At 66.5% G+C, this 24342-nt stretch carries 21 protein-coding genes; 10 read left to right on the top strand and 11 right to left on the bottom strand.

Translation table 11 applies throughout. The features are described 5' to 3' along the window. Window positions 1-17: 17 nt before the first annotated feature. The gene (dnaE, locus tag LFT44_RS07535; RefSeq protein WP_236802032.1) at window positions 18-3575 is read left to right on the top strand and encodes a DNA polymerase III subunit alpha; all 3558 of its coding nucleotides are present in this window, start codon (window positions 18-20) and stop codon (window positions 3573-3575) included. Between the two features lie 108 nt (window positions 3576-3683). Here the strand turns inward: dnaE and LFT44_RS07540 are convergent, their stop codons facing one another. After that, window positions 3684-4184, bottom strand: a complete 501-nt coding sequence (locus tag LFT44_RS07540) for a flavin reductase family protein (RefSeq protein ID WP_236802033.1) — start codon at window positions 4182-4184, stop codon at window positions 3684-3686. 127 nt (window positions 4185-4311) lie between these two features. Here LFT44_RS07540 and LFT44_RS07545 point away from each other — a divergent pair, with 127 nt between their 5' ends. The 3 genes from LFT44_RS07545 to nrdR all read left to right on the top strand — a co-directional run bounded on the left by LFT44_RS07545 (window position 4312) and on the right by nrdR (window position 6862). Then, window positions 4312-4845, top strand: a complete 534-nt coding sequence (locus LFT44_RS07545) for a hypothetical protein (protein WP_236802034.1) — start codon at window positions 4312-4314, stop codon at window positions 4843-4845. Window positions 4846-4849: 4 nt separating this feature from the next. After that, on the top strand, window positions 4850-6223 hold the full coding sequence (gene hisD / locus LFT44_RS07550; protein ID WP_236802035.1) for a histidinol dehydrogenase: 1374 nt from the start codon (window positions 4850-4852) through the stop codon (window positions 6221-6223). Between the two features lie 138 nt (window positions 6224-6361). Further along, window positions 6362-6862 carry a transcriptional regulator NrdR gene (nrdR, locus tag LFT44_RS07555; RefSeq protein ID WP_236802036.1) on the top strand — a complete coding sequence of 167 codons (501 nt, stop codon included), beginning with the start codon at window positions 6362-6364 and terminating at the stop codon, window positions 6860-6862. A gap of 51 nt (window positions 6863-6913) precedes the next feature. Here the strand turns inward: nrdR and ppgK are convergent, their stop codons facing one another. Both ppgK and map read right to left on the bottom strand, forming a co-directional pair. Next, window positions 6914-7717 (bottom strand): polyphosphate--glucose phosphotransferase, encoded by an 804-nt coding sequence (gene ppgK / locus LFT44_RS07560; RefSeq protein WP_236802037.1) that lies wholly within the window; start codon window positions 7715-7717, stop codon window positions 6914-6916. A gap of 103 nt (window positions 7718-7820) precedes the next feature. Further along, entirely contained in the window at window positions 7821-8699 is an 879-nt protein-coding gene (map, locus tag LFT44_RS07565; protein WP_236802038.1) for a type I methionyl aminopeptidase, read from the bottom strand. 121 nt (window positions 8700-8820) lie between these two features. Here map and LFT44_RS07570 point away from each other — a divergent pair, with 121 nt between their 5' ends. After that, the gene (locus LFT44_RS07570; RefSeq protein ID WP_110544584.1) at window positions 8821-8985 is read left to right on the top strand and encodes an SPOR domain-containing protein; all 165 of its coding nucleotides are present in this window, start codon (window positions 8821-8823) and stop codon (window positions 8983-8985) included. 16 nt (window positions 8986-9001) lie between these two features. On the opposite strand, the gene panB is transcribed toward LFT44_RS07570, so the two are convergent. Next, window positions 9002-9889 carry a 3-methyl-2-oxobutanoate hydroxymethyltransferase gene (gene panB, locus LFT44_RS07575; RefSeq protein ID WP_236802039.1) on the bottom strand — a complete coding sequence of 296 codons (888 nt, stop codon included), beginning with the start codon at window positions 9887-9889 and terminating at the stop codon, window positions 9002-9004. 284 nt (window positions 9890-10173) lie between these two features. Here panB and glnA (LFT44_RS07580) point away from each other — a divergent pair, with 284 nt between their 5' ends. Genes glnA (LFT44_RS07580) through LFT44_RS07590 form a run of 3 tightly spaced genes read left to right on the top strand, consistent with a single transcriptional unit; the run spans window position 10174 to window position 15061 of the window. Further along, on the top strand, window positions 10174-11514 hold the full coding sequence (gene glnA, locus LFT44_RS07580) for a type I glutamate--ammonia ligase (protein ID WP_141160830.1): 1341 nt from the start codon (window positions 10174-10176) through the stop codon (window positions 11512-11514). Window positions 11515-11523: 9 nt separating this feature from the next. After that, complete coding sequence (locus LFT44_RS07585; protein WP_236802040.1) at window positions 11524-14535, top strand: bifunctional [glutamine synthetase] adenylyltransferase/[glutamine synthetase]-adenylyl-L-tyrosine phosphorylase; 3012 nt, start codon at window positions 11524-11526, stop codon at window positions 14533-14535. Continuing rightward, the gene (locus LFT44_RS07590; RefSeq protein ID WP_236802041.1) at window positions 14525-15061 is read left to right on the top strand and encodes a GNAT family N-acetyltransferase; all 537 of its coding nucleotides are present in this window, start codon (window positions 14525-14527) and stop codon (window positions 15059-15061) included. Before LFT44_RS07585 ends, LFT44_RS07590 begins: the two co-directional genes overlap by 11 nt. A 286-nt stretch (window positions 15062-15347) precedes the next feature. On the opposite strand, the gene glnA (LFT44_RS07595) is transcribed toward LFT44_RS07590, so the two are convergent. Next, window positions 15348-16772, bottom strand: a complete 1425-nt coding sequence (gene glnA, locus LFT44_RS07595; RefSeq protein WP_142134301.1) for a type I glutamate--ammonia ligase — start codon at window positions 16770-16772, stop codon at window positions 15348-15350. A gap of 285 nt (window positions 16773-17057) precedes the next feature. Here glnA (LFT44_RS07595) and LFT44_RS07600 point away from each other — a divergent pair, with 285 nt between their 5' ends. Beyond that, entirely contained in the window at window positions 17058-17495 is a 438-nt protein-coding gene (locus LFT44_RS07600) for an RDD family protein (protein ID WP_236802042.1), read from the top strand. A 10-nt stretch (window positions 17496-17505) separates the two neighbouring features. Here LFT44_RS07600 and LFT44_RS07605 read toward each other — a convergent pair whose 3' ends face one another. From LFT44_RS07605 to lipB, 5 genes are all read right to left on the bottom strand, one after another. Next, a complete protein-coding gene (locus tag LFT44_RS07605) occupies window positions 17506-18432 on the bottom strand; it encodes a DMT family transporter (protein ID WP_236802043.1) in 927 nt (308 codons plus the stop codon). A 49-nt stretch (window positions 18433-18481) separates the two neighbouring features. Beyond that, window positions 18482-18835, bottom strand: a complete 354-nt coding sequence (locus tag LFT44_RS07610) for a DUF3817 domain-containing protein (RefSeq protein ID WP_236802044.1) — start codon at window positions 18833-18835, stop codon at window positions 18482-18484. 97 nt (window positions 18836-18932) lie between these two features. Beyond that, window positions 18933-19685 carry a DUF4191 domain-containing protein gene (locus tag LFT44_RS07615; protein ID WP_236802045.1) on the bottom strand — a complete coding sequence of 251 codons (753 nt, stop codon included), beginning with the start codon at window positions 19683-19685 and terminating at the stop codon, window positions 18933-18935. 88 nt (window positions 19686-19773) lie between these two features. Then, window positions 19774-20793 carry a lipoyl synthase gene (lipA, locus tag LFT44_RS07620; RefSeq protein ID WP_236802046.1) on the bottom strand — a complete coding sequence of 340 codons (1020 nt, stop codon included), beginning with the start codon at window positions 20791-20793 and terminating at the stop codon, window positions 19774-19776. After that, window positions 20790-21458, bottom strand: a complete 669-nt coding sequence (lipB, locus tag LFT44_RS07625) for a lipoyl(octanoyl) transferase LipB (RefSeq protein ID WP_236802047.1) — start codon at window positions 21456-21458, stop codon at window positions 20790-20792. Before lipB ends, lipA begins: the two co-directional genes overlap by 4 nt. A 135-nt stretch (window positions 21459-21593) precedes the next feature. Here lipB and LFT44_RS07630 point away from each other — a divergent pair, with 135 nt between their 5' ends. Further along, window positions 21594-23321: a serine/threonine-protein kinase gene (locus LFT44_RS07630; protein ID WP_236802048.1), complete on the top strand. Its 1728-nt coding sequence runs from the start codon at window positions 21594-21596 to the stop codon at window positions 23319-23321. 79 nt (window positions 23322-23400) lie between these two features. Here LFT44_RS07630 and LFT44_RS07635 read toward each other — a convergent pair whose 3' ends face one another. Next, window positions 23401-24303, bottom strand: a complete 903-nt coding sequence (locus LFT44_RS07635) for a TIGR01777 family oxidoreductase (RefSeq protein WP_236802049.1) — start codon at window positions 24301-24303, stop codon at window positions 23401-23403. Window positions 24304-24342: the final 39 nt, after the last annotated feature.

The raw sequence follows: 24342 nt of genomic DNA on the forward strand, positions 1-24342 counted from the left end.
GCGCTTAGAATAGTCCGGTGAGTTCCAGCAATGATTCGTTCGTCCATCTGCACACCCACACCGAATATTCCATGCTGGATGGAGCTGCCCGCCTGGGGGAGCTGTTCGACGAAACCGAGCGGCTCGGCATGCCGGCCCTCGCCACAACAGACCACGGGTACCTGTTCGGTGCCTTCGACTTTTGGCAGAAGGCCAATGCCAAGGGCATCAAGCCGATCATCGGCGTCGAAGCCTATGTGACGCCCGGGACCGCCCGGACGGACAAGGAACGCGTGCGCTGGGGCGATGAATCCCAGCGCAAGGACGACGTCTCCGGCGGTGGCTCCTACACCCACATGACGCTCCTGAGCTACAACAACGTGGGTATGCGCAACCTCTTCCGCGCCTCATCCATCGCCTCCCTGGACTCAGTATTCGGCAAGTGGCCGCGGCTGGACCGGGAACTGCTGAACACCTACTCCGAGGGCCTCATCGCCACCACGGGCTGCCCGTCCGGCGAGGTCCAGACCCGGCTCCGGTTGGGCCAGTACCGCGAAGCACTGGAGGCCGCTGCCGAGTTCCGGGACATCTTCGGCGCGGAGAACTACTTCTGCGAGCTGATGGACCACGGGCTGGACATTGAACGGCGGGTCACCGGCGACCTGTTGCGGCTCGCCAAGGACCTGAACCTGCCCCTGGTGGCAACGAACGACCTCCACTACACGCACGAGCACGACGCCAAGGCCCATGAGGCCCTGTTGGCCATTCAGTCGGGCTCCACGCTGCTGGAACCCACTTATGACAACGGCGGGTCCCGCTTCGCCTTCTCCGGCAGCGGCTACTACCTCAAGTCCCCGCGCGAGATGCGCGAGCTGTTCCGCGACCACCCCGATGCCTGCGACAACACCCTGCTGATCGCCGAGCGCTGCGAGGTGTCGTTCAACACCGACGCCAACTTCATGCCGCGGTTCCCCTGCCCGCCCGGCGAGGACGAGACCTCCTGGCTGGTCAAGGAAGTGGACAAGGGCCTGCAGTACCGTTACCCGGGGGGTGTCCCGGACGAGGTCCGCAAGCAGGCGGACTACGAACTCGGCGTCATCACCTCCATGGGCTTCCCGGGCTACTTCCTGGTGGTTGCAGACTTCATCAACTGGGCCAAGAACAACGGCATCCGCGTAGGTCCGGGGCGTGGCTCCGGTGCAGGCTCCATGGTGGCGTACGCGATGCGCATTACGGACCTGGACCCCCTGCGCCACGGCCTGATCTTCGAACGGTTCCTGAACCCGGACCGCGTCTCCATGCCCGACTTCGACGTCGACTTCGATGACCGGCGCCGCTCGGAGGTCATCGACTACGTGACCCGCAAATACGGTGACGAGCGTGTGGCGATGATCGTCACGTACGGCACCATCAAGACCAAGCAGGCCCTCAAGGACTCCTCCCGCGTGCTGGGCTACCCCTTCAGCATGGGCGAGCAGCTCACCAAGGCACTGCCGCCGGCCGTCATGGCCAAGGACATTCCGCTGGCGGACATCCAGAACCCGGAGGCCAAGCGCTACAGCGAAGCGGGGGACTTCCGGCAACTGATTGCCACCGACCCCGAGGCTGCCAAAGTCTTTGAGACGGCGTTGGGCATTGAAGGCCTGAAGCGCCAGTGGGGCGTGCACGCCGCCGGCGTGATCATGTCCTCGGACCCCATCATCGACGTCATCCCCATCATGCGCCGTTTCCAGGACGGCCAGGTGATCACCCAGTTCGACTACCCGACGTCCGAGGGCCTTGGCCTGATCAAGATGGACTTCCTGGGCCTGCGGAACCTGACGATCATTTCCGACGCCCTCGAGAACATCAAGATGAACCGGGGGATCGACCTGGACCTCGAGAACCTGGAACTCGATGACGCGGCGTCGTACGAGCTCCTGGCCCGCGGCGACACCTTGGGGGTGTTCCAGCTCGACGGCGGGCCCATGCGGTCGCTGCTGAAGCTGATGAAGCCTGACAACTTCGAAGACATTTCCGCCGTGCTGGCGCTCTACCGGCCGGGCCCCATGGGAGCCAATGCCCACACCGACTACGCGCTGCGCAAAAACGGGATCCAGGAAGTCATCCCCATCCACCCTGAGCTGGAGGAACCGCTCAAGGAGATCCTCGGCGGAACGTACGGCCTGATCGTGTACCAGGAGCAGGTGATGGCCGTGGCGCAGAAACTGGCCGGCTACTCGCTGGGCCAGGCAGACATCCTCCGGCGCGCCATGGGCAAGAAGAAGAAGTCGGAACTGGACAAGCAGTTCGCCGGCTTCTCCCAGGGCATGCAGGACAACGGCTACTCCATGGAGGCCGTCAAGACCCTGTGGGACATCCTGCTCCCGTTCTCCGACTACGCCTTCAACAAGGCCCACTCGGCAGCGTACGGCGTGATCTCCTACTGGACGGCATACCTGAAGGCGCACTATGCGCCCGAGTACATGGCGGCGCTGCTCACGTCCGTGGGCGATGACAAGGACAAGTCCGCCATCTACCTGAACGAGTGCCGCCGCATGGGCATCACGGTGCTCCCGCCGGACGTCAACGAGTCCGCCCTGAACTTCACCCCGGTGGGCAACGACATCCGCTTCGGCATGGGCGCCATCCGCAACGTGGGTGCGAACGCCGTCGAGGCCATGGTCAGCGCACGCGAGAGCGAAGGCGCCTACACCTCCTTCAAGGACTACCTGATGAAGGTCCCGGCGGTGGTCTGCAACAAAAGGACCATCGAATCCCTGATCAAGTCCGGGGCCTTCGACTCGCTGGGCCACCACCGCCGCGCGCTGGCGATGATCCATGAAGAAGCCATCGATTCCGTCATCACCCTGAAGCGCAACGAGGCCATCGGCCAGTTCGACCTCTTCGCCGGTTTCGAGGAGGCCGAATCGGAGGCTTCGCTGAGCATCGAGATCCCGGACCTGCCCGAGTGGGAGAAAAAGGACAAGCTCTCCTTCGAACGGGACATGCTGGGCCTGTATGTGTCGGACCACCCGCTGCAGGGCCTCGAGGGGCTCCTCAGCCAGCATGCCGAAATGAGCATCACCACCATCCTGGGTGAGGACGGACCGCAGGACGGCGCCATCATCACCATCGCAGGCATGATCACCTCCCTGAGCCGGCGTATCGCCAAAGCCAGCGGCAACGCTTACGCGCGGGCCGAGGTGGAGGACCTGGGCGGTTCAATCGAGGTCATGTTCTTTGGCCAGGTCTACGGACCGATCGCATCCGTGCTTGCCGAGGACCTGATTGTGGTGGTCAAGGGCCGGCTGCAAAAACGCGACGACGGCGCCATCACCTTGAACTGCATGGAGCTGTCCGTGCCGGACCTCAGTGAGGGGCTGCACGGGCCCCTGGTGATCACCATGCCGACCCACAAGGCGACGGAAGCCGTGGTCACCGAGTTGGGCGACGTGCTGCGCACCCACCGGGGCAACTCGGAGGTCAGGCTGCACCTGCAAGGCGACACGCGCACGGAAATCATGGGCCTGCCCGTCCACCTCCGGGTCAACCCCAGCCCGTCGCTGTTCGGCGACCTGAAGGTCCTGCTGGGCCCGGCCTGCCTGGATGCCTGAGACACTGGACGCCTGAAAGACCTGAACGCCTGAAAAAGACGCGGACGACGGCGGGAGGCACCTCCCGCCGTCGTCCGCGTCTTTTGTTGTGGGTCGGTCCAGCCGGGGCTAGATTTCGTAATCGAGCGGCACCGGCTGCCCATAGGCGCCGCCGTGGTACAGCAGGGGGGACCCTTCGCCGCCTACCTGGCCGTCCACCACCTGGACCACCACCACGGCGTTGTTCTCGAAGGACAGCCGCATCTGCACCTCGCCGATCAGCCACCCGGCGACATCCTTCAGGATGGGCACCCCGTGCGGGCCGGCCTCCCAGTGGTTGCCTTCGAACCGGTTGCCCGGGCGGGCGAAGCGTGCCGCCAGCTCCTGGTTCTCCAGCCCGAGCATGTGCACGCCCAGATACTGCGTGTTGGCCACCGCTGGCCAGGACCTGGAACTGCGGGCCATGTTGAAGGTGAAGCGCGGCGGCTTGGCGGACAGCGATGCCACGGAGGTGGCAGTAAAACCGTAGGGCTCGTCCTGGTAGTTCACCGTGATGATCGCGACGCCCGCAGCGTGCCGGCGGAACATCTCCCTGAAGGTCTGCTCGAACGGCTCGCTTTTCTCTGTCACCGAAACTCCTGGACTAGGGGGCTTAACTCTTCCTCCAAGCGTATTGGCCAGCGGTCATGGCGGGAAAACCGGCGGCGCCGTCAGCATGCAGGATGGCGTTGCAGGAACCTTTGTTAAGGTGTGTTGCATGACAAACTTCGCCGGCCCTGCCGGGCGGCCGCTGCCATGGTCCCTGTTCCTGGTCCCGGCAGCGGCCGGAATTCCGGCCGGCCTCCTCTGGTGGCTCCTGGCCCCGGGCGGGTTGAACCTGATTACGCGCGATCCTGCGCTGGCCTCCGGCACCGCACCCCTGGTTTGGCTGCCGCGCGACCTCACCCTCGCCGGCATCCTGGTGCTGGCAGGCTGCCTGCTGGCCGTGTTCCTGGCAGATGGCAAGCGCCGTGACCCGCAGGCGGCGCTGTTGGCCGGCCTGGTCGGAGCGGCGGCGGGCAGCCTGGTCGCCTGGGGGACAGGCATCCTGGCAGCCCGGCTGTGGGGCCCGGCAGTGGATGCCTCCGCCAACGCGAGCATTGCCTTCTCGCTGCGGGCGTGGCCGGTGCTGCTGCTGTGGCCGGCTGCCACGGCCGTGTCGGTCTTCGTCCTGGAACTGGTGGGCGCGGCGGGCAGGAAGCCCCAAACCGGCGGTCCCGGAACCGGCGGCACCATCAGCCCCGTAAAATAGACGGGTGACCACTTCCCCGGACTTTCCCGCCCCCGTGACTGCCGCCGTCGACTTCCGCACCATCGATCTCCGGGGCCGCAACCTCACCCTCGCGGCCCTGCGCGCGGCTGTTCCCCGCGCCAAGGGCCAGACCGTGGCGGACGCCGAGGACAAGGTCCTGCAGATCATCTCCGCAGTCCGGCAGCGCGGTTTTGCTGCCCTGGCCGAGCTTGCCGAGAGGTTCGACGGCGTGGCGCAGCACCACCCGCTGGTACCCCGCGAGGCTATCGCCGAGGCCCTCGACCAGCTGGACCCGGCCGTCAGGGCTGCCCTGGAGGAATCCATCAGCCGGGCGCGGAAGTTCGCCGACGGGCAGCGTCCGCGCAATGTGGACGTTGAACTGGGCGACGGCGCCGTGGTGAGCCAGAACTGGGTGCCCGTGGCCCGCGTGGGACTGTACGTTCCCGGTGGCCTTGCCGTATACCCATCCTCGGTGATCATGAACGTGGTGCCCGCACTGGCGGCGGGCGTGGAATCCATTGCCCTGGCCTCGCCCCCGCAGAAGGAGTTCGGGGGACTTCCGCACCCCACCATCCTGGCGGCGGCGGCGCTGCTGGGCATTACCGAGGTCTATGCCATCGGCGGTGCCCAAGCCATCGCCGCCTTCGCTTACGGCGTCGAAGCCACCGGAGCAGGTCCGGCTCTGGAACCCGTGGATGTGGTGACCGGGCCCGGCAACATCTTCGTGGCCACCGCGAAGCGACTCGTCAAGGGCGTCGTGGGCATCGATTCCGAGGCGGGAACCACGGAAATCGCCATCCTGGCCGATGACTCGGCCCAGCCGGCGCTGGTTGCCGCGGACCTGCTCAGCCAGGCCGAGCATGACCCCAATGCGGCATCGGTCCTCATTACCGATTCCGAGGAGCTGGCTGCGGCGGTGCGGGCGGAACTGGCGCTCCAGACCGCCGCCACCAAGCATTCGGCCAGGGTGCAGGAGGCGCTGTCCGGCCCGCAGTCCGGCATCGTGCTGGTGGACGGCCTGGAGCAGGGGATCGCCGCCTGTGACGCCTACGCCGCCGAGCACCTGGAAATCATGACCCGGGACGCGGCTGCCGTGGCTGCGCGGATCCGCAATGCCGGGGCTATTTTCGTGGGCGATTACAGCCCTGTCAGCCTGGGTGACTACTGTGCGGGCTCCAACCACGTGCTGCCCACCAGCGGTACCGCAGCCTTCTCTTCCGGGCTGAACGTCACCACTTTCCTGCGCGCCATCCAGGTAATCAACTACAGCCGGGAAGCCCTCGCCGAGGTCAGCGGGCACATTGTGAGCCTGTCCCGGGCCGAGGACCTGCCTGCCCACGGCGACGCCGTCACGGCCCGTTTTCCCGGCCTCGGCTGACACCACTACATGTAGTAATTACAGGATTGTTATTACCCCACATCTGCCCGTAAACTGAAAGTTGCCACGGCATCGCCCCCCGGCGGTGCTGTTGGCTTTCACTGACGTTGCACACCACAACCGAAAAGGGGGAACGCCATGTACTGCCCGTTCTGCCGCAACCCCGATTCCCGTGTTGTGGACAGCCGCATGGCCGATGACGGCTCGGCCATCCGCCGGCGCCGCCAGTGCCCCGAATGCGGCCGCCGGTTCACCACCGTGGAAACCACCAGCCTGTCTGTCATCAAGCGGTCCGGCGTGGGCGAACCCTTCAGCCGCAGCAAGGTGATCAACGGTGTCCGCAAGGCCTGCCAGGGCCGCCCCGTCAGCGAGGACGACCTCGCCATGCTGGCGCAGGAAGTGGAAGAGCAAATCCGCGCCTCCGGTGCCGCCGAGATCGACGCGCACGAGGTTGGGCTGGTGATCCTCGGACCGCTGCAGAAGCTGGACAAGGTGGCCTACCTGCGCTTCGCCAGCGTCTACCAGGCGTTCGAGTCCCTCGAGGATTTTGAAACGGCTATTGCCCTGCTGCGCCACGAGGCCGAGGAAGACGCCAAGGGCGCGGCCGGCGCCAAGAGCTCCGAGAAGAGCCCCCTCTAGACTCCGGTGGCGGCAGCGGAGGGGAAGCCGCAGCCGCCACCGGCACCACTCCTATTTCGCCAGTTTGTGCTGCAGCGCGATTTCCAGCGCAGCCCCCACGATCCCTGCCTCGTTGCGCAGGACGGCCGGAACAATCGGCGTGCGCAGCTTGAGGTTGGGAAGGTACTCGTCGGCACGCTTGGAGATGCCGCCGCCCACGATGAACAGTTCCGGCGAGAACAGGAACTCCACGTGCGAGAAGTAGCGCTGCAGCAGGACGCTGTACTCGTCCCACGACAGCCCGTCCCGTTCACGTGCCACGGCGGACGCCTTGGATTCGGCGTCGAAGCCGTCAACTTCCAGGTGGCCCAGCTCCGCGTTGGGCACGAGTTTTCCGTCGAAGATGAACGCGGAACCGATGCCGGTGCCAAGGGTGATCACCAGGACGGTGCCGGACACCCCGGCGCCCGCACCGTAACGGGCTTCGGCCAGGCCGGCTGCGTCGGCGTCGTTGATGACCTCCACGGGGCGGCCCAGCCGGGCGGTGAGGAGGGCGTCGATGTCCGTATCCAGCCAGCTCTTGTCCACGTTGGCAGCGGAGTGGACCACGCCGTGCTGGATGATCCCGGGGAAGGTCACACCGACGGGGGAGCCCGCCTCCGGGGCCTCAGGGCGTGCTGAGAGTTCGGCCACCACCAGGGCCACGGCCTCCGCGACCGCCTCCGGGGTGGCAGGCTGGGGAGTGGGCACGCGGAAGCGTTCGCCTAGGAGCTTGCCCTTCTTCAGGTCGACAATGCCGCCCTTGATGCCCGTACCACCGATGTCGATGCCGATCAGCGGTGCGTTCTTGTGCGACTTCTCGTCCTTGTTGGCCAATGGGATTCCGTTCTTGACAGGGGCGGGCAGGAAAAGGGGCCGGCTGGGCCCAAAACAGTTGTCCGGTCTGCACCGGCAGCCATGCCCTGGGGCATGGGACAGGTTACGGCAGGGTGAGGACCTCGGCACCGGTCTCGGTGACCAGCAGGGTGTGCTCGAACTGGGCGGTGCGCTTGCGGTCCCGGGTGACAACGGTCCAGTCGTCACTCCACATGTCCCACTCCACGGTGCCCAGGGTGAGCATCGGTTCGATGGTGAACACCATGCCGGTTTCGATCACCGCGTTGTAGGCGGGGGCGGCGTCATAGTGGGGGATGATCAGCCCGGTGTGGAATGCCTCGCCCACTCCGTGTCCGGTGAAGTCACGCACCACGCCGTAGCCGAAGCGCTTGGCGTAGGACTGGATGGTCCGGCCGATGACGTTGATCTCCCGGCCCGGCGCCACCGCCTTGATGGCGCGGTTCAGCGATTCCTGGGTGCGCTCCACCAGAAGCCGCGATTCCTCATCCACGTCACCCACCAGGAAGGTGTAGTTGGTGTCGCCGTGGACGCCGTTGATGAACGCGGTGATGTCGATGTTGAGGATGTCGCCGTCCTGGACCACCGTGCTGTCCGGAATGCCGTGGCAAATGACCTCGTTCAGCGAGGAGCACAGGGATTTGGGAAAGCCCCGGTAGCCGAGGGTGGACGGGTAGGCATGGTGGTCCAGCAGGAATTCGTGGCCCACTTTGTCCAGCTCATCCGTGGTGACACCCGGCTGGATGTGCTTGCCCACTTCCACGATGGCCTGCGCTGCGATCTTCCCGGCGATCCGGATCTTTTCGATGGTCTCGGCCGACTTGACCTCGGAGCCGGTGAACTTGGCCGGCGCGGGCTTGCCGACGTACTCCGGACGGGGGATGGACGCCGGGACGGGACGCTGCGGACTCAAGGTACCCGGGGTGAGGGTGCCAATGGGTGCAGTCGAGGCAAGGGAAGGCATAGATTGATCATATAAGGCACTGCAGAACGCCTAACAACCGACAAGCGGCGGAGGCACGCGTAAGTGTTTGTGTTACGTGGATCACCTCGCGCTTCCCCTGTCGCCGGAACAAGGAGCAACGATGACTGAGTACTGGTTCAACATCAAAACCCACGAGGTGGAAGAGGACCGGCTGTCGGACTGGAGCCAGCTCATTGGGCCGTACAAGACCCGGGCAGAAGCCGAACACGCGCTGGAGAAGGTGAAGGCACGCAACGAGGCCTGGGAAAAGGGCGACGACGACTAAACGGGTGAGTGCCGGCCTAGAAGGAATGTTCCGGGCCGGGGAACTCGCCTGACCGGACGTCGTCGCCATAGGCGGTGGCGGCGTCGAACAGTGTGTTGCGCAGGTCCGCGTATTGCTTCACGAACTTGGCCATCCGGCCGCCCCGAAGCCCGGCCATGTCCTGCCAAACCAGGACCTGCCCGGTGGTTGCGTTGCCTGCGCCGATCCCCACCGTGGGGACGTCCACGGCCGCATCGACCGCTGCGGCCGTCTCTGCCGGCACCATTTCCATCAGCACGCAGAACGCTCCGGCGTCAGCGAGGGCGCGGGCGTCCTCAATGAGCCGCTGGGCGTCGTCGCCGCGGCCCTGCACGCGGTACCCGCCCAGGGCGTGCTCGCTTTGGGGGGTGAAGCCGATGTGCGCCATGACGGGAATGCCCGCCTGCACCATGGCCCGGACTGTCGGTGCGTAGTACTTCCCGCCCTCCATCTTGACCGCGTGCGCCAGGCCTTCCTTCAGGAACCGCACGCCACTTGCCACGGCCTGTTCGGCGCTGACCTCGTAGCTGCCAAAGGGCAGGTCCGCCACCACCAGCGCGCGTTTGGCGGACCGTGCCACGGCGCGGCACAGGGGCAGCAGCTCGTCCACAGTCACCGGAAGGCTGGTCTCGTTGCCAAAGACATTGTTGGAGGCCGAGTCTCCCACGAGGAGCACTTCGATGCCTGCGGAATCAAAAATCTCGGCGGTGTACTGCTCGTACGCAGTAAGCATGGCGAACCTGGTGCCGTCGCGCTTGGCCTGCTGGAGGTGGTGGACGCGGACCTTCGCCGGCTTCCGTTCGGCCGGGGCGGGCATGCCGGGGCCGCTGCCGTAGGGGGCGGGTACTTCTGCGGACGCGCTGGAGTCGGAGCTGTTGGAGGCCATGGGATGAGCGTAATGCGATACCGGCCGTCCTAGCTACCGCGCCCCCCGGCCCGCCAGCAGTGATGTGTGTCATGGGCGGGGCGGCTGCCGGCAGCACTGGTGCCGGGAGCGGGACCCGGGGTGGACTAAAGGCAGGATCAAGGCGTCGCAAGGTTAATGCTGTGTTACGCACGGCGCAGGCTTCGGCATCGGCGCAGAATGATTAGTACAGTGTTGATGAACTGCTGCCGGCTTTCCCCTTGCATGGGCCCGGAGCATGGACGTTGACCGGAGAAGAGGCCATCATGGACCGCCAGCAAGAGTTTGTCCTGCGCACAATCGAAGAGCGCGACGTACGGTTCGTACGCCTGTGGTTCACCGACGTCGTGGGGTCGCTGAAGTCCGTGGCGCTGGCGCCGGCAGAAGTCGAAGGCGCCTTCGAGGAAGGGTTGGGCTTCGACGGCTCCTCCATCGAGGGCCTGGCCCGGGTGTTTGAATCGGACATGCTGGCCCAGCCCGATCCCGCCACTTTCCAGATCCTCCCGTGGCGCGGCGAGACCGAACAGACATCGCGGATGTTCTGCGACATCCTCACCCCTGACGGCGAACCCTCCGCGGCGGACCCGCGCAACGTGCTCAAGCGCACCCTGGCCAAGGCCGCGGACATGGGCTTCACCTGCTACACCCACCCGGAAATCGAGTTCTACCTGCTTAAGTCGCACGAGCCGGGCCCCAACGGCGCTCCGGTGCCGGTTGACGAAGGCGGGTACTTCGACCACGTCCCGGGCGGCGTGGCCCAGGACTTCCGCCGCACCGCCGTGACCATGCTGGAATCAGTGGGCATCTCGGTGGAGTTCAGCCACCACGAGGCCGGCCCCGGCCAGAACGAGATCGACCTCCGCTACGCCGATGCGCTCCAGACCGCGGATAACATCATGACGTTCCGCACCGTCATCAAGGAAGTGGCGCTGCAGCAGGGCACCTACGCCACCTTCATGCCCAAGCCGTTCACGGACCACCCCGGTTCCGGCATGCACACGCACTTCTCCCTGTTCGAGGGTGACAGCAACGCCTTCTTCGAGGCCGGCGCCGAGTTCCAGCTCTCCAAGACCGCGCGGCAGTTCATCGCGGGCATTCTCAAGCACGCCCCGGAGTTCACCGCCGTCACCAACCAGTTCGTGAACTCGTACAAGCGGCTGTGGGGCGGCGGCGAGGCGCCCAGCTACCTGAGCTGGGGCCACAACAACCGTTCCGCGCTGGTCCGCGTGCCGCTGTACAAGCCCGGCAAGGGCCAGTCGGCCCGGATCGAGTACCGCGGCATCGATTCGGCCGCCAACCCTTACCTGGCCTACGCCGTCCTGCTGGGCGCCGGCCTCAAGGGGATCGAGGAAGGTTACGACCTGCCGGCCGCTGCCGAGGACGACGTCTGGTCGCTGAGCTCGGCCGAACGCCGCGCCATGGGCCACGATCCGCTGCCGGCAAGCCTGCACGACGCCATCCGCTCCATGGAGGACTCGGAGCTGATGCCGCAGATCCTGGGTGAACAGGTTTACGAGCACTTCCTGCGCAACAAGCGCGCCGAATGGCAGGACTACCGGCTGCAGGTGACGCCCTACGAGCTGCAGCGCAACCTCGGCATTCTCTAGGTGCCGGGCGTGAGCCTGGCGCGCCGCCTCATCGCGGCCGGATTCAGCGACCTGGAAAAGGGCGAGCGCTTCCTGGCCGCGCGCGAACTCGAGGGACTGGACCAGGACAGGCTCTTTGCCGGGCTGCAGCTGGCGGCCAGCCCGGATACTGCCCTGCAGTCCCTGGTCCGGCTGATCGAGAAGCATCCGCAGCTGCGCGACCTGGCCGCCGCCGAGCCGGAGGCCAGCGAGCCCATGTACCGGGTCCTCGGCGCCTCGGAGGCGCTGGGGGAGTTCCTCATCCGGCACCCGGAGCACCTGGAGGCCTTCCGGGTCCGGGCCAGTCCAGAGCCGCTGCCGGCCGACCCGGACCGGCTGCGCGCCACGCTCCTGCAGTCCGTCGGGGCAGATCCCCGCGCCGGCAGGCCCGTTGCCGCCACCACAGGGGTGGAGGCCTACGCGGCCCTGCGCACGGCCTACCGCCGGGGCCTGGTGGACCTCGCCGTCAAGGACCTGTGCGCCGCGGACCCGCTGGACTTCCTGCCGTCGGTGGGCGGTGAGCTGGCGGACCTGGCTGCGGCCGCCATCGAGGCCGCCCTGGCCGTCTCCCGGGCCGAAGCGGCGGAGCAGCACAGCCGTGCCGAGGTCGCCGATGTCGGCCTGGCTGTGATCGGGATGGGCAAGTGCGGAGCCCGGGAACTGAACTACATCTCCGACGTCGACGTCATCTACGTGGTGGACCCGGGCAGCCTGGAGGACGCACACGCCAACACCATCGGCACCGCCCTGGCCAGCGGCATCTCCCGCGCCATCTCCTCTGTTGCCAGGGAACCCGGCCTGTGGGAGGTGGACGCCAACCTTCGGCCCGAGGGAAAATCCGGGCCGCTGGTGCGCACCCTCGCATCCCACGAAACGTACTACGCCAGATGGGCGGAAAGCTGGGAGTTCCAGGCGCTGCTCAAGGCCCGTGCCATCGCCGGCGATGCCGCTTTGGGCCGGGCCTACGAGGATGCCGTGGCGCCGCTGATCTGGAATTCCGCGGGCCGGGAGGGATTTGTTGAGTCCGTCCAGGCGATGCGCCGCAGGGTGACCGAGCACATTCCCGCCGCTGAGGAGCAGCGCCAGATCAAGCTGGGCCGCGGCGGCCTGCGCGACGTCGAATTCACCGTGCAGCTGCTCCAGCTGGTGCACGGCAAGGCAGACGAGTCATTACGACGGCGGGACACCACCTCCGCGATCGCCGCGCTGTCGGCCGGAGGTTACATCGGCCGTTCCGACGCCGCAGCCTTCGACAACGCCTACCGCTACCTGCGCCTGCTGGAACACCGCATCCAGCTGTTCCAGCTGCGCCGCACCCACCTCATGCCCGTGGCCGAGCCGGCGCTGCGCTCCCTGGCCAAGGCCGTGCTGGGGCCGTTCTCCAACGAACGGCCCACCCCGGACTCATTGCTTTCCGCGTGGCAGCGCACCAAGCGCTCGGTGCGCGAACTGCACGAGCGCATCTTTTACCGGCCACTGCTGAACTCGGCGGCCAAGCTCAGCACTGAGGACGCCAGGCTGACCCCCGAGGCGGCGCAGGGCCGGCTTGCCGCCCTGGGATACCGCGATCCGCAGGGAGCGATGCGGCATATCGAGGCGCTCACAGCGGGCGTGAGCCGCCGCGCCGCCCTGCAGCGCCAGCTCCTGCCCATCCTGCTCGACTGGCTGGCCGAAGGCGTGGACCCCGATGCGGGGCTGCTTGCCTTCCGCCGCATCAGCGAGGCGCTGGGCACCACGCACTGGTACCTCGGCCTGCTTCGCGATTCCAATGCCGCCGCAGAGCGCCTGTGCCACATGCTCTCAAATTCCCGGCTGATCGCAGACCTCCTGGAGGTCTCGCCGGAGTCCGTGGCATGGCTGGGACAGGACAAGGACCTGCTGCCGCTGGGCTTCGAAGCGCAGTGGCAGGAAATCACCGCCAAGATGTCCCGGCACTCGGACCCGGAAAGCGCCATGCGCCTCATCCGGCTGATCCGCCGGCGGGAAATCCTGCGCATCGCCATCGCTGATTCGGCTGGCCTCCTGGACCAGGACCAGGTAGGCAGGGCTTTGGCGGACACGGACCGGGCGGCTGTCCTGGGAGCCCTGCGGGTGGCGGAAGGCATCGTCTCCGCCGGCGGGCCGCTCAAGACCACGGTCCTGGTGGTGGCCATGGGCCGCCAGGGCGGCCGAGAGATCGGGTACGGATCGGACGCCGACGTCATGTACGTCCACCGTGCCCTTCCCGGCTTCTCCGACGCCGAAGCCCAGGAACAGGCCGCGCGCATCGTGGCGAAGGTGTCCAGCCTGCTCACCCAGCCGCTGAAGCCGGCTATCATGGCTGAACGCGTCCTCCAGATGGACGCCGACCTACGGCCCGAGGGCAAGAACGGGGCCATGGTGCGCTCCCTGGACTCCTTCGCGGAGTACTACCGCCGCTGGTCCCTCATCTGGGAAGCCCAGGCCCTGCTGCGCGCACGGCCGATGGCAGGCGACGACACCCTGGCCGCCGACTTCCTCTCCCTCATCGACCCAATCCGGTACCCGGAATCGGTGTCGGAGCAGGACGTACGCGAGATCAGGCGCATCAAGGCAAGGGTGGAGTCTGAGCGGCTGCCGCGCGGTGCCGACCCCGCACGGCACCTCAAACTGGGACGCGGCGGCCTCAGCGACGTCGAGTGGCTGGTCCAGCTGATCCAGCTCCAGCACGCCGGAAAGCATCCGGAGCTCCGGACCACGTCCACCCTGGAGGCCCTTGCCGCCGCTGCGGACCTCGGCCTGCTGGATGCTGCCGACGCCGGGCTGCTGGGGGATGCCTGGCGGCTTGCCAGCCGCATCCGGTCCGCCAATGTCATCTGGAGCGGAAAGGCCTCCGACCTTCTTCCTTCCTCCCGCCGTGACCTGGAGGCCGTGGCACGCTGGTGCGGGTATGAGCCCGGGCATGCAGCCGCGCTGGAGGAGGATTACCTGCGGGTGAGCCGGCGGGCGCGGGCTGTTTTCGAGCGTGTCTTCTATGGGCGTTGACTGGGTCTGGCTCATCCCGCTGCGGGACCTGGACGCCGATGCCCGCGCCATCCAGCTCGGCGCCATCGCGGACATGTCCTTGCTGCCCGGCCAGGACCGCTTCGTGGGCGACCCGCTGCGAATGGCCCTGGCAGGACTGGCAGAAGAATCACGCCGGCCCTACGTCGTGGAGGCCGGGGGTGCCGCTGTCGGCCTCTTGACGCTGCAGGCGGGGGCCGCGGGGCTTGCCGGCTGGCCTGACGACGAGTCGGCCTGGCTGCTGCGTGGCTTTCTCATCGACCGGCGGCACCAGGGCAAGGGGCTGGGGACCCTGGCAGCGGCAGCGGCCGTGGAGGCAGCCCGCAAACTCACCGTTCGGGACCAAAGCCGCGAGACCGGCGTCGTACTCTCCGTCAACGAGGAAAACCCTGCGGGACTTTCCGCTTACCGCCGGTCCGGCTTTCTCGACGCAGGACGGTACCTGGGCGGCACGGCGGGACCGCAGCGAACCATGTTCCACAGCTTCCCCGCCACCCCGCAGCAGTAACGCGTTTGACGTAACCCGCCGTGCCGGCATTGCGCTCAGCAAGCGTTTGCCCGATTATGTGGATTGGCGGTGTTCTCCAACCTTGTTGGGGGGAAGGCTGGATAAGTCTTCGTCTCGGGGGGCATTCGTCAGGGGGTCCGGCTCCCGGTCTCAGCACGTCTGGAGGCGGGCCCCCACCTTAACGCCTCTGTTCGCCGCGACGGCGGCCGGACACAACGAAGGCGGCCACCGGATGCACCGGTGGCCGCCTTCGCGGTCTCAGCAGTCCTGCGGGGCAGGCCGCAGACTAGACGCCGTAGTAGAGCTCGAACTCGTAGGGGTTCGGGCGCAGGGACAGCGGGCGGATCTCGTTCTCGTACTTGTACTCGATCCAGGTGTCGATCAGGTCCTGGGTGAAGACGCCGCCGGCCTGCAGGAACTCGTTGTCCTCGCGCAGTGCCTCGAGTGCTTCCTCAAGCGAACCCGGAGCCTTGGGGATGTCCTTGGCTTCCTCGGCGGGCAGCTCGTAGAGGTCCTTGTCGATCGGAGCGGGCGGCTCGATGCGGTTGCGGATGCCGTCGATTCCGGCCATCAGCTGGGCAGCGAACGCCAGGTACGGGTTGGAGGAGGGGTCCGGCGCGCGGAATTCGATGCGCTTGGCCTTCGGGTTGGAACCCGTGATGGGGATACGGATACCGGCGGAGCGGTTGCCCTGCGAGTAGACCATGTTGACCGGAGCTTCGAAGCCCTTGACCAGGCGGCGGTAGGAGTTCACCGTCGGGTTGGTGAAGGCCAGGACGGCGGAAGCGTGCTTGAGCAGGCCACCGATGTACCAGCGGGCGGTGTCGGATAGGCCGGCGTAGCCCTTCTCGTCGTAGAACAGCGGCTCGCCACCGTTCCACAGCGACTGGTGGCAGTGCATGCCGGAGCCGTTGTCGCCGAAGACCGGCTTGGGCATGAAGGTGACGGACTTGCCCCAGGCGTCAGCGGTGTTCTTGATGACGTACTTGAACTTCTGCAGGTCATCCGCAGCGTGGGTCAGGGTGGTGAACTTGTAGTTGATCTCGGCCTGGCCGGCGGATCCAACTTCGTGGTGGCTGCGCTCGACCTCGAGGCCGGCTTCGTCCAGGGCAACACACATGGCGTCGCGCAGGTCAGCCTGCTTGTCAGTGGGGGAGACCGGGAAGTAGCCGCCCTTGACGGGGGTCTTGTAGCCCAGGTTGCCGCCCTCTTCCTCGCGGCCCGTGTTCCAGTGGGCTTCCTCGGAGTCGATCTTGTAGAAGCTGCCCTGGGGCGAGGACTGGTACTGGACGTTGTCGAACACGAAGAACTCGGCTTCGGGAGCGAAGAACGCGGTGTCGGCGATGCCGGTGGAGGCCAGGTAGGCCTCAGCCTTCTCAGCCACGCCGCGGGGGTCGCGGTGGTAGGGGTCTCCGGTGCGCGGGTTGACGATCGAGAAGTTCAGCGCGAGGGTCTTCTCCATGCGGAAGGTGTCCAGGAACGCGGTGGTGACGTCCGGGATCAGCTGCATGTCAGATTCGGCGATGCCCTGGAAGCCGCGAATGGAGGAACCGTCGAAGAGCTGACCGTTGACGAAGAAGTCCGCGTCGACGCTCTTGGCGGGGACGTTGAAGTGCTGCTGGACGCCCGGGAGGTCGGTGAAGCGAATATCGACGAACTTTACATCTTCGTCCTTGATGAACTTGAGGACTTCGTCCGCAGTCTTGAACATCTATGCTCCTAACGCATATGTAAATATCTGGCATGCAAGCCATATGATCCAGCGCAATCCAAAAGCAGGGAGAACGCGGGGTTTTCCCTGCTGCGCGTACCTGCCGGGGGATTGCTTGAAACTGCTAACAGCCTATGGATACGGCATTTCCCGTCCGTGTCCGCATTGTTTCGGGCAGGTTACAGAATGCCCTGCTATGACCACGCTATCGTCCGTCCACATTTTGGTCGACTCCCATCCACAGTGTGGGCGCGTCGATACTTCCCTGATCGGTAAACTTGGACGGTGGTAGATCGCAAAGATATTGGCTCCTGGCTCAGCGGACCGGACACCTCCGGCATCTCGAAATATCCGGGGGAGCGGCTGGGTCTCCCGGAGTCCGGTCCCGGGTCCATCGCCCGGGCAGGTCGGCGCATCGTGGCCCTCTGCATCGACTGGGGCATCGCACTGCTCATCAGCAACTTCGCCTTTGGCGGCGACTCGTGGGCCACCCTGGCGGTGTTCGCCATTGAACAGATCCTGCTGGTGGGGACCCTCGGTTACAGCATCGGCCACCGCGTAATGGGCATTGCTGTGATCAAACCCGGCGGCGGTGCCCCTGGCCCACTCGCGGCCCTGGTCAGGTCAGTGCTTCTGTGCCTGGTGATCCCTGCCGTGATCTTCGACCCGGACCAGCGCGGCCTGCACGACAAAGCCATGAACACGCTCCTGATCCGGCGCTAGCCGGTCCCGCTTACGCCTCCGGCCGTTCCCTGGCCCGTCCCTGCCGCCGGAAGGCCGGAGCGTTGGTCACCACTACGCCGGCGATGACGACGGCGCCGCCCACCAGTTGGGCGATCGTGTGGACCTGTCCGGCGAGGGTTGTCAGGATCGCGGTGAAGACGGTGATGAGGTTGAGGAAGACGCCCGCACCGGCCGCAGGCAGGACCGTCAGGGCCCGGTTCCACAGCAGGTAGGACAGCACTGACGGGAAGATGGCGATAAAGAGCAGTGATGCCAGCGCGTTGCCCGTCGAGGGAAGCGCCAGGCCGCCCGTGGCGAAGCGGACCGGGCCCAGAATGCCCACGACCACCGCTGCCTGGACCGCAGTCGCGGTAATGGGCGGAATCTTCGGTGCCAAGCGGCCGGTGATGGTATAAGCCGTCCAAACAATGATGGCGCCCACCATGAGTACCTCACCGGTGCCGAAACCGGTGTCCATCAAGCGCCCTACGTTCCCTCCGCTGATGACCACCAGGACGCCCGCCAGAGCCATCAGGACGCCCGCCACCGCCAGCGGGGTGAGCCGTTCGCGCAGGAAGACCGCGGCGGCCAGCGTGATCAGCGCCGGATTGAACGCGTTAATCAGCGATGCGTTGAACGCGTCCGTATGCTCCAGGGCCAAGTACAGGAGGAGGTTGTAGCCGAGCAGGCCGCAGACGCTCAACGCGAGCAGCCAGGGCCACGCGGCCAGCACGGACCGCCAGGACGGCCGCTCCACCACCTGGGCAATTACCAGCAGCGGCACCAGCGCAATGGCCCACCGCAGGAACACCAAGCTCAGGGGGTCGATGCTTTGGACCGCGCCGGCGCCCACCACGTAGTTGCCCGCCCAGAAGAGCGTGGCCCCGAGCAGGGAGAGGACTGCCACCACCCGACGGCGGCCCTGGCTGCCCTTCACCGGATCCTTTCCTGTCTTAACCGACTCCAAGTTACGGGGTCCTTTTCGGCTACGCCCGGCTGGGCTCAAGGCCAGCGTCGGCCGTTTCCACTGGTGAAGCTGTTAGGTGGCCGCGCCGGCCGGACCAGCGTTCAAAAAGGATGGTGGCAAACGGGAAGACCGCGGAAAGGCCAGCCAGGGCAGCCACCAGGAACGGCCAGCGCTGCAGGCGCCACAGCGTGAGCGCGGCGACCCCGTAGCCGATGAACAGCGCACCGTGGACAGGCCCGGCGATTTCGACACCAAGCTCCGTGGTGCCGGCAATCCACTTGAAGTACATTCCCACCAGAAGCGCGGCCCAGCTGCAAGCCTCGGCGATGGCGAGGATGCGGAAGATGCGGATCACGGATGTCCTGAGGCGCATGGTCTAAGTCCTGTCGTAGCTTGATTTCGGATGAGGCCCGGGCGCAAGAAAAAACGCCCCGGCGGCCGGCTGTGCCGGTACCGGGGCGTCCTCGTGGCTAGCGCCCGCGGTTGGGACGGGCCTTGTAGGGATCGATGCCCTTGGGAATGGGAAGCCTGTTGCCCATGGACGCGATGCGCTTGGACACGGTGCTGACTTCCAGTTTGGTCAGTTCGTTCTTCATCTTGCCCATCTGCTTGGCCACCTGGCTCAGCGGCACTTGCCCCTCGCCGCGCCCGGTTTGGATCGTGTGCACGGGAACGTTGGGGAGGATACGCGCCAAGCGCTTGCGCTCAGCATCGAGCAGCGGCTTCACCCGGTGGGTGGGGCCTTCGCTGACAAGGACGACGCCGGGACGGCCAACCGCACGGAACACGGCATCCTGCGTGCGCGGGTTGACAGCGACCGGCTGTTCCTCGGTGATCCAGCCCCTCCGGAGCGTTCCCAGGGCAGCGCCGGAGGCGCCGGGCTGGTTCTCGATCTGCGCGAACGCGGCACGTTCGGCGCGCCGGGACAGGATGAAGGTTGCGGCCAGCAGGCCGAGCGGAATGCCGATGATCAGGCCGGTGATCCAGTTGTCCAGCCAGAAGCCCACCAGGAAGCTCACAGCCACAACGCCCAGGAAGACCAGGAGCATCAGCCACGGAACCATGGGGTCGTGGCGGCGGGTCATGGTGAAGACCTCGCCGATCTGCTTGAGCCTGCTGGGCTTCTTGGCCTTTGCTTCCTTCGGCTTGCGCGTGAACATGCTGCGCTTCACCGCGCTTGAGCCCGCGGAGGAGGAGTTGCTGGAGTCAGGGGATTTCGCCATAGTGCCTCAATTCTACGTGACTTAAACGCAAGGGCCGGACGCTGGAATCTTCCAGCGTCCGGCCCTTGGCCAGTTCAAGAAACCGAGGTCAGGAGTGGGCGGCCAGGAGGGTGGCGGCTTCCTGGCGGGTGGTGCCGGAGTCCTGGATGCCGTCGGCGATGTGGGCGAGTTCGGCGGGGATGTCGCGGCCTTTTTTGCGCATGGCGGTGGCCCAGAGGCGGCCGGCGCGGTAGGAGGAGCGGACCAGGGGGCCGGACATGACGCCGAGGAAGCCGATTTCTTCGGCTTCGTGCTGGAGGTCGACGAATTCCTGGGGTTTGACCCAGCGGTCCACGGGCAGGTGCCGTTCGGAGGGGCGCAGGTACTGGGTGATGGTGATCAGGTCGCACCCTGCTTCGTGGAGGTCGCGGAGGGCTTCGGAGATTTCCTCGCGGGTTTCGCCCATGCCCAGGATGAGGTTGGATTTGGTGACCATCCCATGGGCCCGGCCCTGGGTGATGACGTCCAGGGAGCGGTCGTAGCGGAACGCGGGCCGGATGCGCTTGAAGATCCGGGGCACGGTTTCGACGTTGTGGGCGAAGACTTCGGGTTTGGAGTCGCAGATCGCTTTGATGTGCTCGGGGTTGCCGGAGAAGTCGGGGATGAGCAGTTCGACGCCGGTGCCGGGGTTCAGTTCGTGGATCTTGCGGACGGTTTCGGCGTAGAGCCACACGCCTTCGTCTTCGAGGTCGTCGCGGGCGACGCCGGTGACGGTGGCGTAGCGGAGCTGCATGGACTGGACGGAGCGGGCCACCTTGGTGGGTTCGAACCGGTCCAGGGGTGAGGGTTTGCCGGTGTCGATCTGGCAGAAGTCGCAGCGGCGGGTGCATTCGGAGCCGCCGATCAGGAAGGTGGCTTCCTTGTCTTCCCAGCATTCGAAGATGTTGGGGCAGCCGGCTTCCTCGCAGACGGTGTGCAGGCCTTCCTTTTTCACCAGGTTCTTCAGGCCTACGAACTCGGGGCCCATTTGGACCTTGGCCTTGATCCATTCCGGTTTGCGCTCCACCGGGACCGCAGCATTGCGCTGCTCGATCCGCAGCATCTTCCGGCCTTCAGGTGCCAATGTCACAGTAGAGCTCCTTCAGGGCTCGAAACCAATGCTTCTTCATGTTTGCGGAATTCCGCTACGAACCGGTCCACGATATCCGCGGGCGTGATCTCCCGCCCCGTTTCCAGGGACATGGTGGTCACCCCGGCGTCGGTGATTCCGCAGGCAATGATCTGCCCGTAGGGTGCCAGGTCGTTGCTGCAGTTGATCGCCACGCCGTGCATGGTGACGCCGTTGAGCACGCGGATGCCGATGGCCGCGATCTTGCGGTCCGGGCCCTTGGCATCTGCCTTAATCCACACGCCGGCCCGCCCTTTGATGCGCTCTGCCTTGATGCCGTAATCCGCCAGCACGGTGATCATGATTTCTTCCAGGCGCTCCACATAATCCCGGATGCCGGAGCGGTTCTTCAGCTTCAGGATGGGGTAAGCGATCAATTGTCCCGGCCCATGCCAGGTGAGCTTGCCGCCGCGGTCCACCGGAACCACCGGTGTGCCGTCAAACGGGCGCTCATGGTCCTCTGTCAGCTTGCCGGCCGTGTAGACGGCGGCGTGCTCCAAAAGCAGGACTGTGCTGGGGGCAACTCCGGCGACAACTTTGTCATGGAGTTCGCGCTGGGCATCCCAGCCTTCCATGTAATCAACAAAGTTGGGGGCAAGACCCAGCTGTGAAAACTCAAGAGTCATGGCATCCAGCTTAGACCCCGCAGCCGGGCTGGCCCGGTTTAGTGTCCAAGCTCACCGCCGTCCCCATTGTGACTGCTGCAATCGAGGCTGTGGATAACTTCTGCAGCCGGGCCGGGATTCGGCTAGACATGGACCATGGACGATGCACAGGCACCTGAGGTCCCCGGTTACGACGTCGGCCGGCTCCTGGGACGGGGCGGCAGCGCAGACGTGTGGCTGGCCAGGGAACGGCGGACCGGCAGGGATGTAGCGCTCAAGTACTTCCGGACCGCCGGCAGCAGGACGAGGGGCAGCGCTGCCATCACCGAGGAGGAAATGCGGCGGGAGATCCGGATCCTTTCGGTCCTGGACCACCAGCACCTGATCAGCGCCCATGACGCCGTGCGCATTGGCGATGCGGGCGGCGGCACGGCGCTGACCATGGACTACGCTGCCGGAGGCTCCCTGGCGCGGCTGGTCGCGGCCCGTGGCAGGCTCACCGTGGGCGAGACCGTCACCGTCCTGACGCCCATCGCACAGGCCCTGGGCTACCTTCACGGCAAGGGGTTTACCCACTCCGATGTCTCCCCAGGGAACGTACTGTTTACCGGGCAGGGCAAACCCATGCTGTCGGACCTGGGCTTTGCCCGGATGCTCGGGGATCCTGCCAGTCCGGAGACTGCAGGGACGGCCGGCTTCCTTGATCCGTCCCCGGTCGATGCCGTCCGCGCCGGACTGCAGCCTGAACGCGACGTCTACTCCGCTGCCGCGCTTGGCTGGTTCTGCCTGACAGGTGCTGCACCCGGCCGTACTGCTGACCGCCCGCCGCTGTCCCTCCTGGTTCCCGGCGTCCCCAAGGAGCTCGCGGCAGCCCTGGAAGCAGGACTGAACGAGGACCGGCGGCTGCGCCCCAATGCAGTGGCACTGGCTACGGCTGTGTACCGCAGTGCAGATCCGGAGCCGGTGGACCTCTCCGATGCCGTACACCCCACAGTCCTGCCTGAGCTGCTGACGCGGCGGCGCATTGCCCCTGGTACAAAGGGCGGCGGTATCCGGACCAAACTGCAGGCTTTGCGCCGCCGCATCGCGACGTCCCCTTGGAGCGCCTTGTCCTTTACCCTGTCATCCGGCATGCCGCCCGCGGGCCGGTCCAAACGCCAGCCCATGGGCCAGCAACTGCCGCCTGTCGATAAGAAAGCCGCGCTTGTGCCGCAGGGGAAACATGCTGGAAGACCCGTCGCCGTCCCCCACGGGAAACACGCCGACGGGCACGTAACCGGGCGGAGGACCCGGGCCAGGACTCTGGTACGTGCCCTCCTGCCGGCTATCGCCGCAGCGGCTGCCGGACTGTGGTGGCTGTCAGCCGTCGGACAGCCGCCGTGGTCAGAAACTGCCGCAACGGGTTCGCTGCCGGCAGCTGCGCGCCCGACCGAAACCGCTTCGGACGGAGGAACAGGAGCCGCCGCGCCGGTTGATCGCGCCAGGCAGGAGGCCCTTGCGGCTGATCCCGCCGTTGCTGTGGAGGGCCTGGCGGCGCTGCGGGACCACGCATTCAGCAGCGGCCGGCTTGAGCTGCTGGCGGACGTGAACGCGCCAGACTCCGCGGCAGCTGCAGCCGATGAGCGCATCGCCTCGCAGCTCCGCCCCACCGGGCACCGCCTGGCCGGCTTCACCACCACACTCGCCGAGGTGGCAACGGAAGGCGGTGCCACCCGGGACCATGCCGTCGTCCGGCTGGTGTCCGCCACCTCCGGCTACAGCACGGTCAACGCGGAGAACAGTGTGCTTGCCACCGGGGAACCCAGCCGGCCGCAGCCCCTTCGGTTGGTCCTGGTCTCCGTGGACGGCCAGTGGCGCGTCAGCGAGATCCTTGCCGGGCAGTGATTCTTGCCGGGCAGTGATTCCTGCCGGACGGCGCATCTTCCGGCGGAAGGCCGCCACCCTCCAACCGGGGTCAGTTCAGCTAGGCCCGGCCGTCCTTGGCCGTCACCCAGCGTGCCGCCTCCTCCAGGCTCCCGTGCTGCCACCGGAAACCGGCGGATGACAGCGCTGCCGGCTCCATCCGCTGGCTGAACAGCAGGAGCTCCTCGCCCAGGCCCGGCATCACTGTGCGCAGCACAGGCGCCGGAACGCGCAACACGGCAGGCCGGTGCAGGGCGCGGGCCAGGGCCGCGACAATCGTGTTGACGTCAGCCTGCTCAGGTGCGGTCACGTTGACCGGACCGGAGACCGTGGAGTCGAGGAGGAAGAGGAAGGCAGCCGAAACATCCGGAAGGGTGACCCAAGGCCAGAACTGGCGTCCGTTGCCAAAGGGCCCGCCAACGCCCAGCCGCAGCAGTGGCAGCAGCTTGCCAAGCGCTCCGCCCGAACGGCTGAAGACCACCCCCGTGCGTGCCAGCACCACGCGCACACCTGCCGGCGCCGACAACGCCGCCTGCTCCCACTCGACGCAGATCTGCGCCAAGGTGCCGGAACGTGCAGGTGCGTCCTCGCGCAGGACCGTATTGCCGGCGTCGCCATAGTAACCAGACGCCGACTGGCTGATGAAGGTTTTCGGCGGCGTATCCATGCGCGCCATGGCCTGCACCAAGGTCCTGGTGGGGCCCAACCGGGAGCTGAACAGCTCCTCCACCCGCTTCCGCGTCCAGGGCCTGTCGCCGATGCCGGCGCCGGAAAGGTTGACCACGGCGTCGGCGCCGGCCAGTGACGAGGGGTCGAGGACGCCCGCCGCTGGATCCCAGCGGACTTCGCTTGCGCCGGCAGGTGGCCGCCGGACCAGGGTCACCACGGAGTGGCCTGCATCGCGAAAGGCTGCGGACATGGAGGTGCCGATGAGCCCGGAGGCGCCGGCCATGACAATGTGCATGGTCCATCACACCACGCCAGCGCGGGTTGTGTACCTCCC

Origin of the sequence: Arthrobacter sp. FW306-05-C, assembly GCF_021801725.1 — a bacterium.
Classification (GTDB): domain Bacteria; phylum Actinomycetota; class Actinomycetes; order Actinomycetales; family Micrococcaceae; genus Arthrobacter.

Coding starts and splice junctions, on each gene's coding strand:
- LFT44_RS07590 (WP_236802041.1), top strand. CDS start 14,525: ATGGGCGTTGACTGGGTCTGGCTCATCCCGCTGCGGGACCTGGACGCC.
- glnA (WP_141160830.1), top strand. CDS start 10,174: ATGGACCGCCAGCAAGAGTTTGTCCTGCGCACAATCGAAGAGCGCGAC.
- lipB (WP_236802047.1), bottom strand. CDS start 21,458: ATGACTCTTGAGTTTTCACAGCTGGGTCTTGCCCCCAACTTTGTTGAT.
- LFT44_RS07545 (WP_236802034.1), top strand. CDS start 4,312: ATGACAAACTTCGCCGGCCCTGCCGGGCGGCCGCTGCCATGGTCCCTG.
- LFT44_RS07610 (WP_236802044.1), bottom strand. CDS start 18,835: ATGCGCCTCAGGACATCCGTGATCCGCATCTTCCGCATCCTCGCCATC.
- nrdR (WP_236802036.1), top strand. CDS start 6,362: ATGTACTGCCCGTTCTGCCGCAACCCCGATTCCCGTGTTGTGGACAGC.
- panB (WP_236802039.1), bottom strand. CDS start 9,889: ATGGCCTCCAACAGCTCCGACTCCAGCGCGTCCGCAGAAGTACCCGCC.
- glnA (WP_142134301.1), bottom strand. CDS start 16,772: ATGTTCAAGACTGCGGACGAAGTCCTCAAGTTCATCAAGGACGAAGAT.
- LFT44_RS07635 (WP_236802049.1), bottom strand. CDS start 24,303: ATGCACATTGTCATGGCCGGCGCCTCCGGGCTCATCGGCACCTCCATG.
- LFT44_RS07630 (WP_236802048.1), top strand. CDS start 21,594: ATGGACGATGCACAGGCACCTGAGGTCCCCGGTTACGACGTCGGCCGG.
- map (WP_236802038.1), bottom strand. CDS start 8,699: ATGCCTTCCCTTGCCTCGACTGCACCCATTGGCACCCTCACCCCGGGT.
- LFT44_RS07615 (WP_236802045.1), bottom strand. CDS start 19,685: ATGGCGAAATCCCCTGACTCCAGCAACTCCTCCTCCGCGGGCTCAAGC.
- LFT44_RS07570 (WP_110544584.1), top strand. CDS start 8,821: ATGACTGAGTACTGGTTCAACATCAAAACCCACGAGGTGGAAGAGGAC.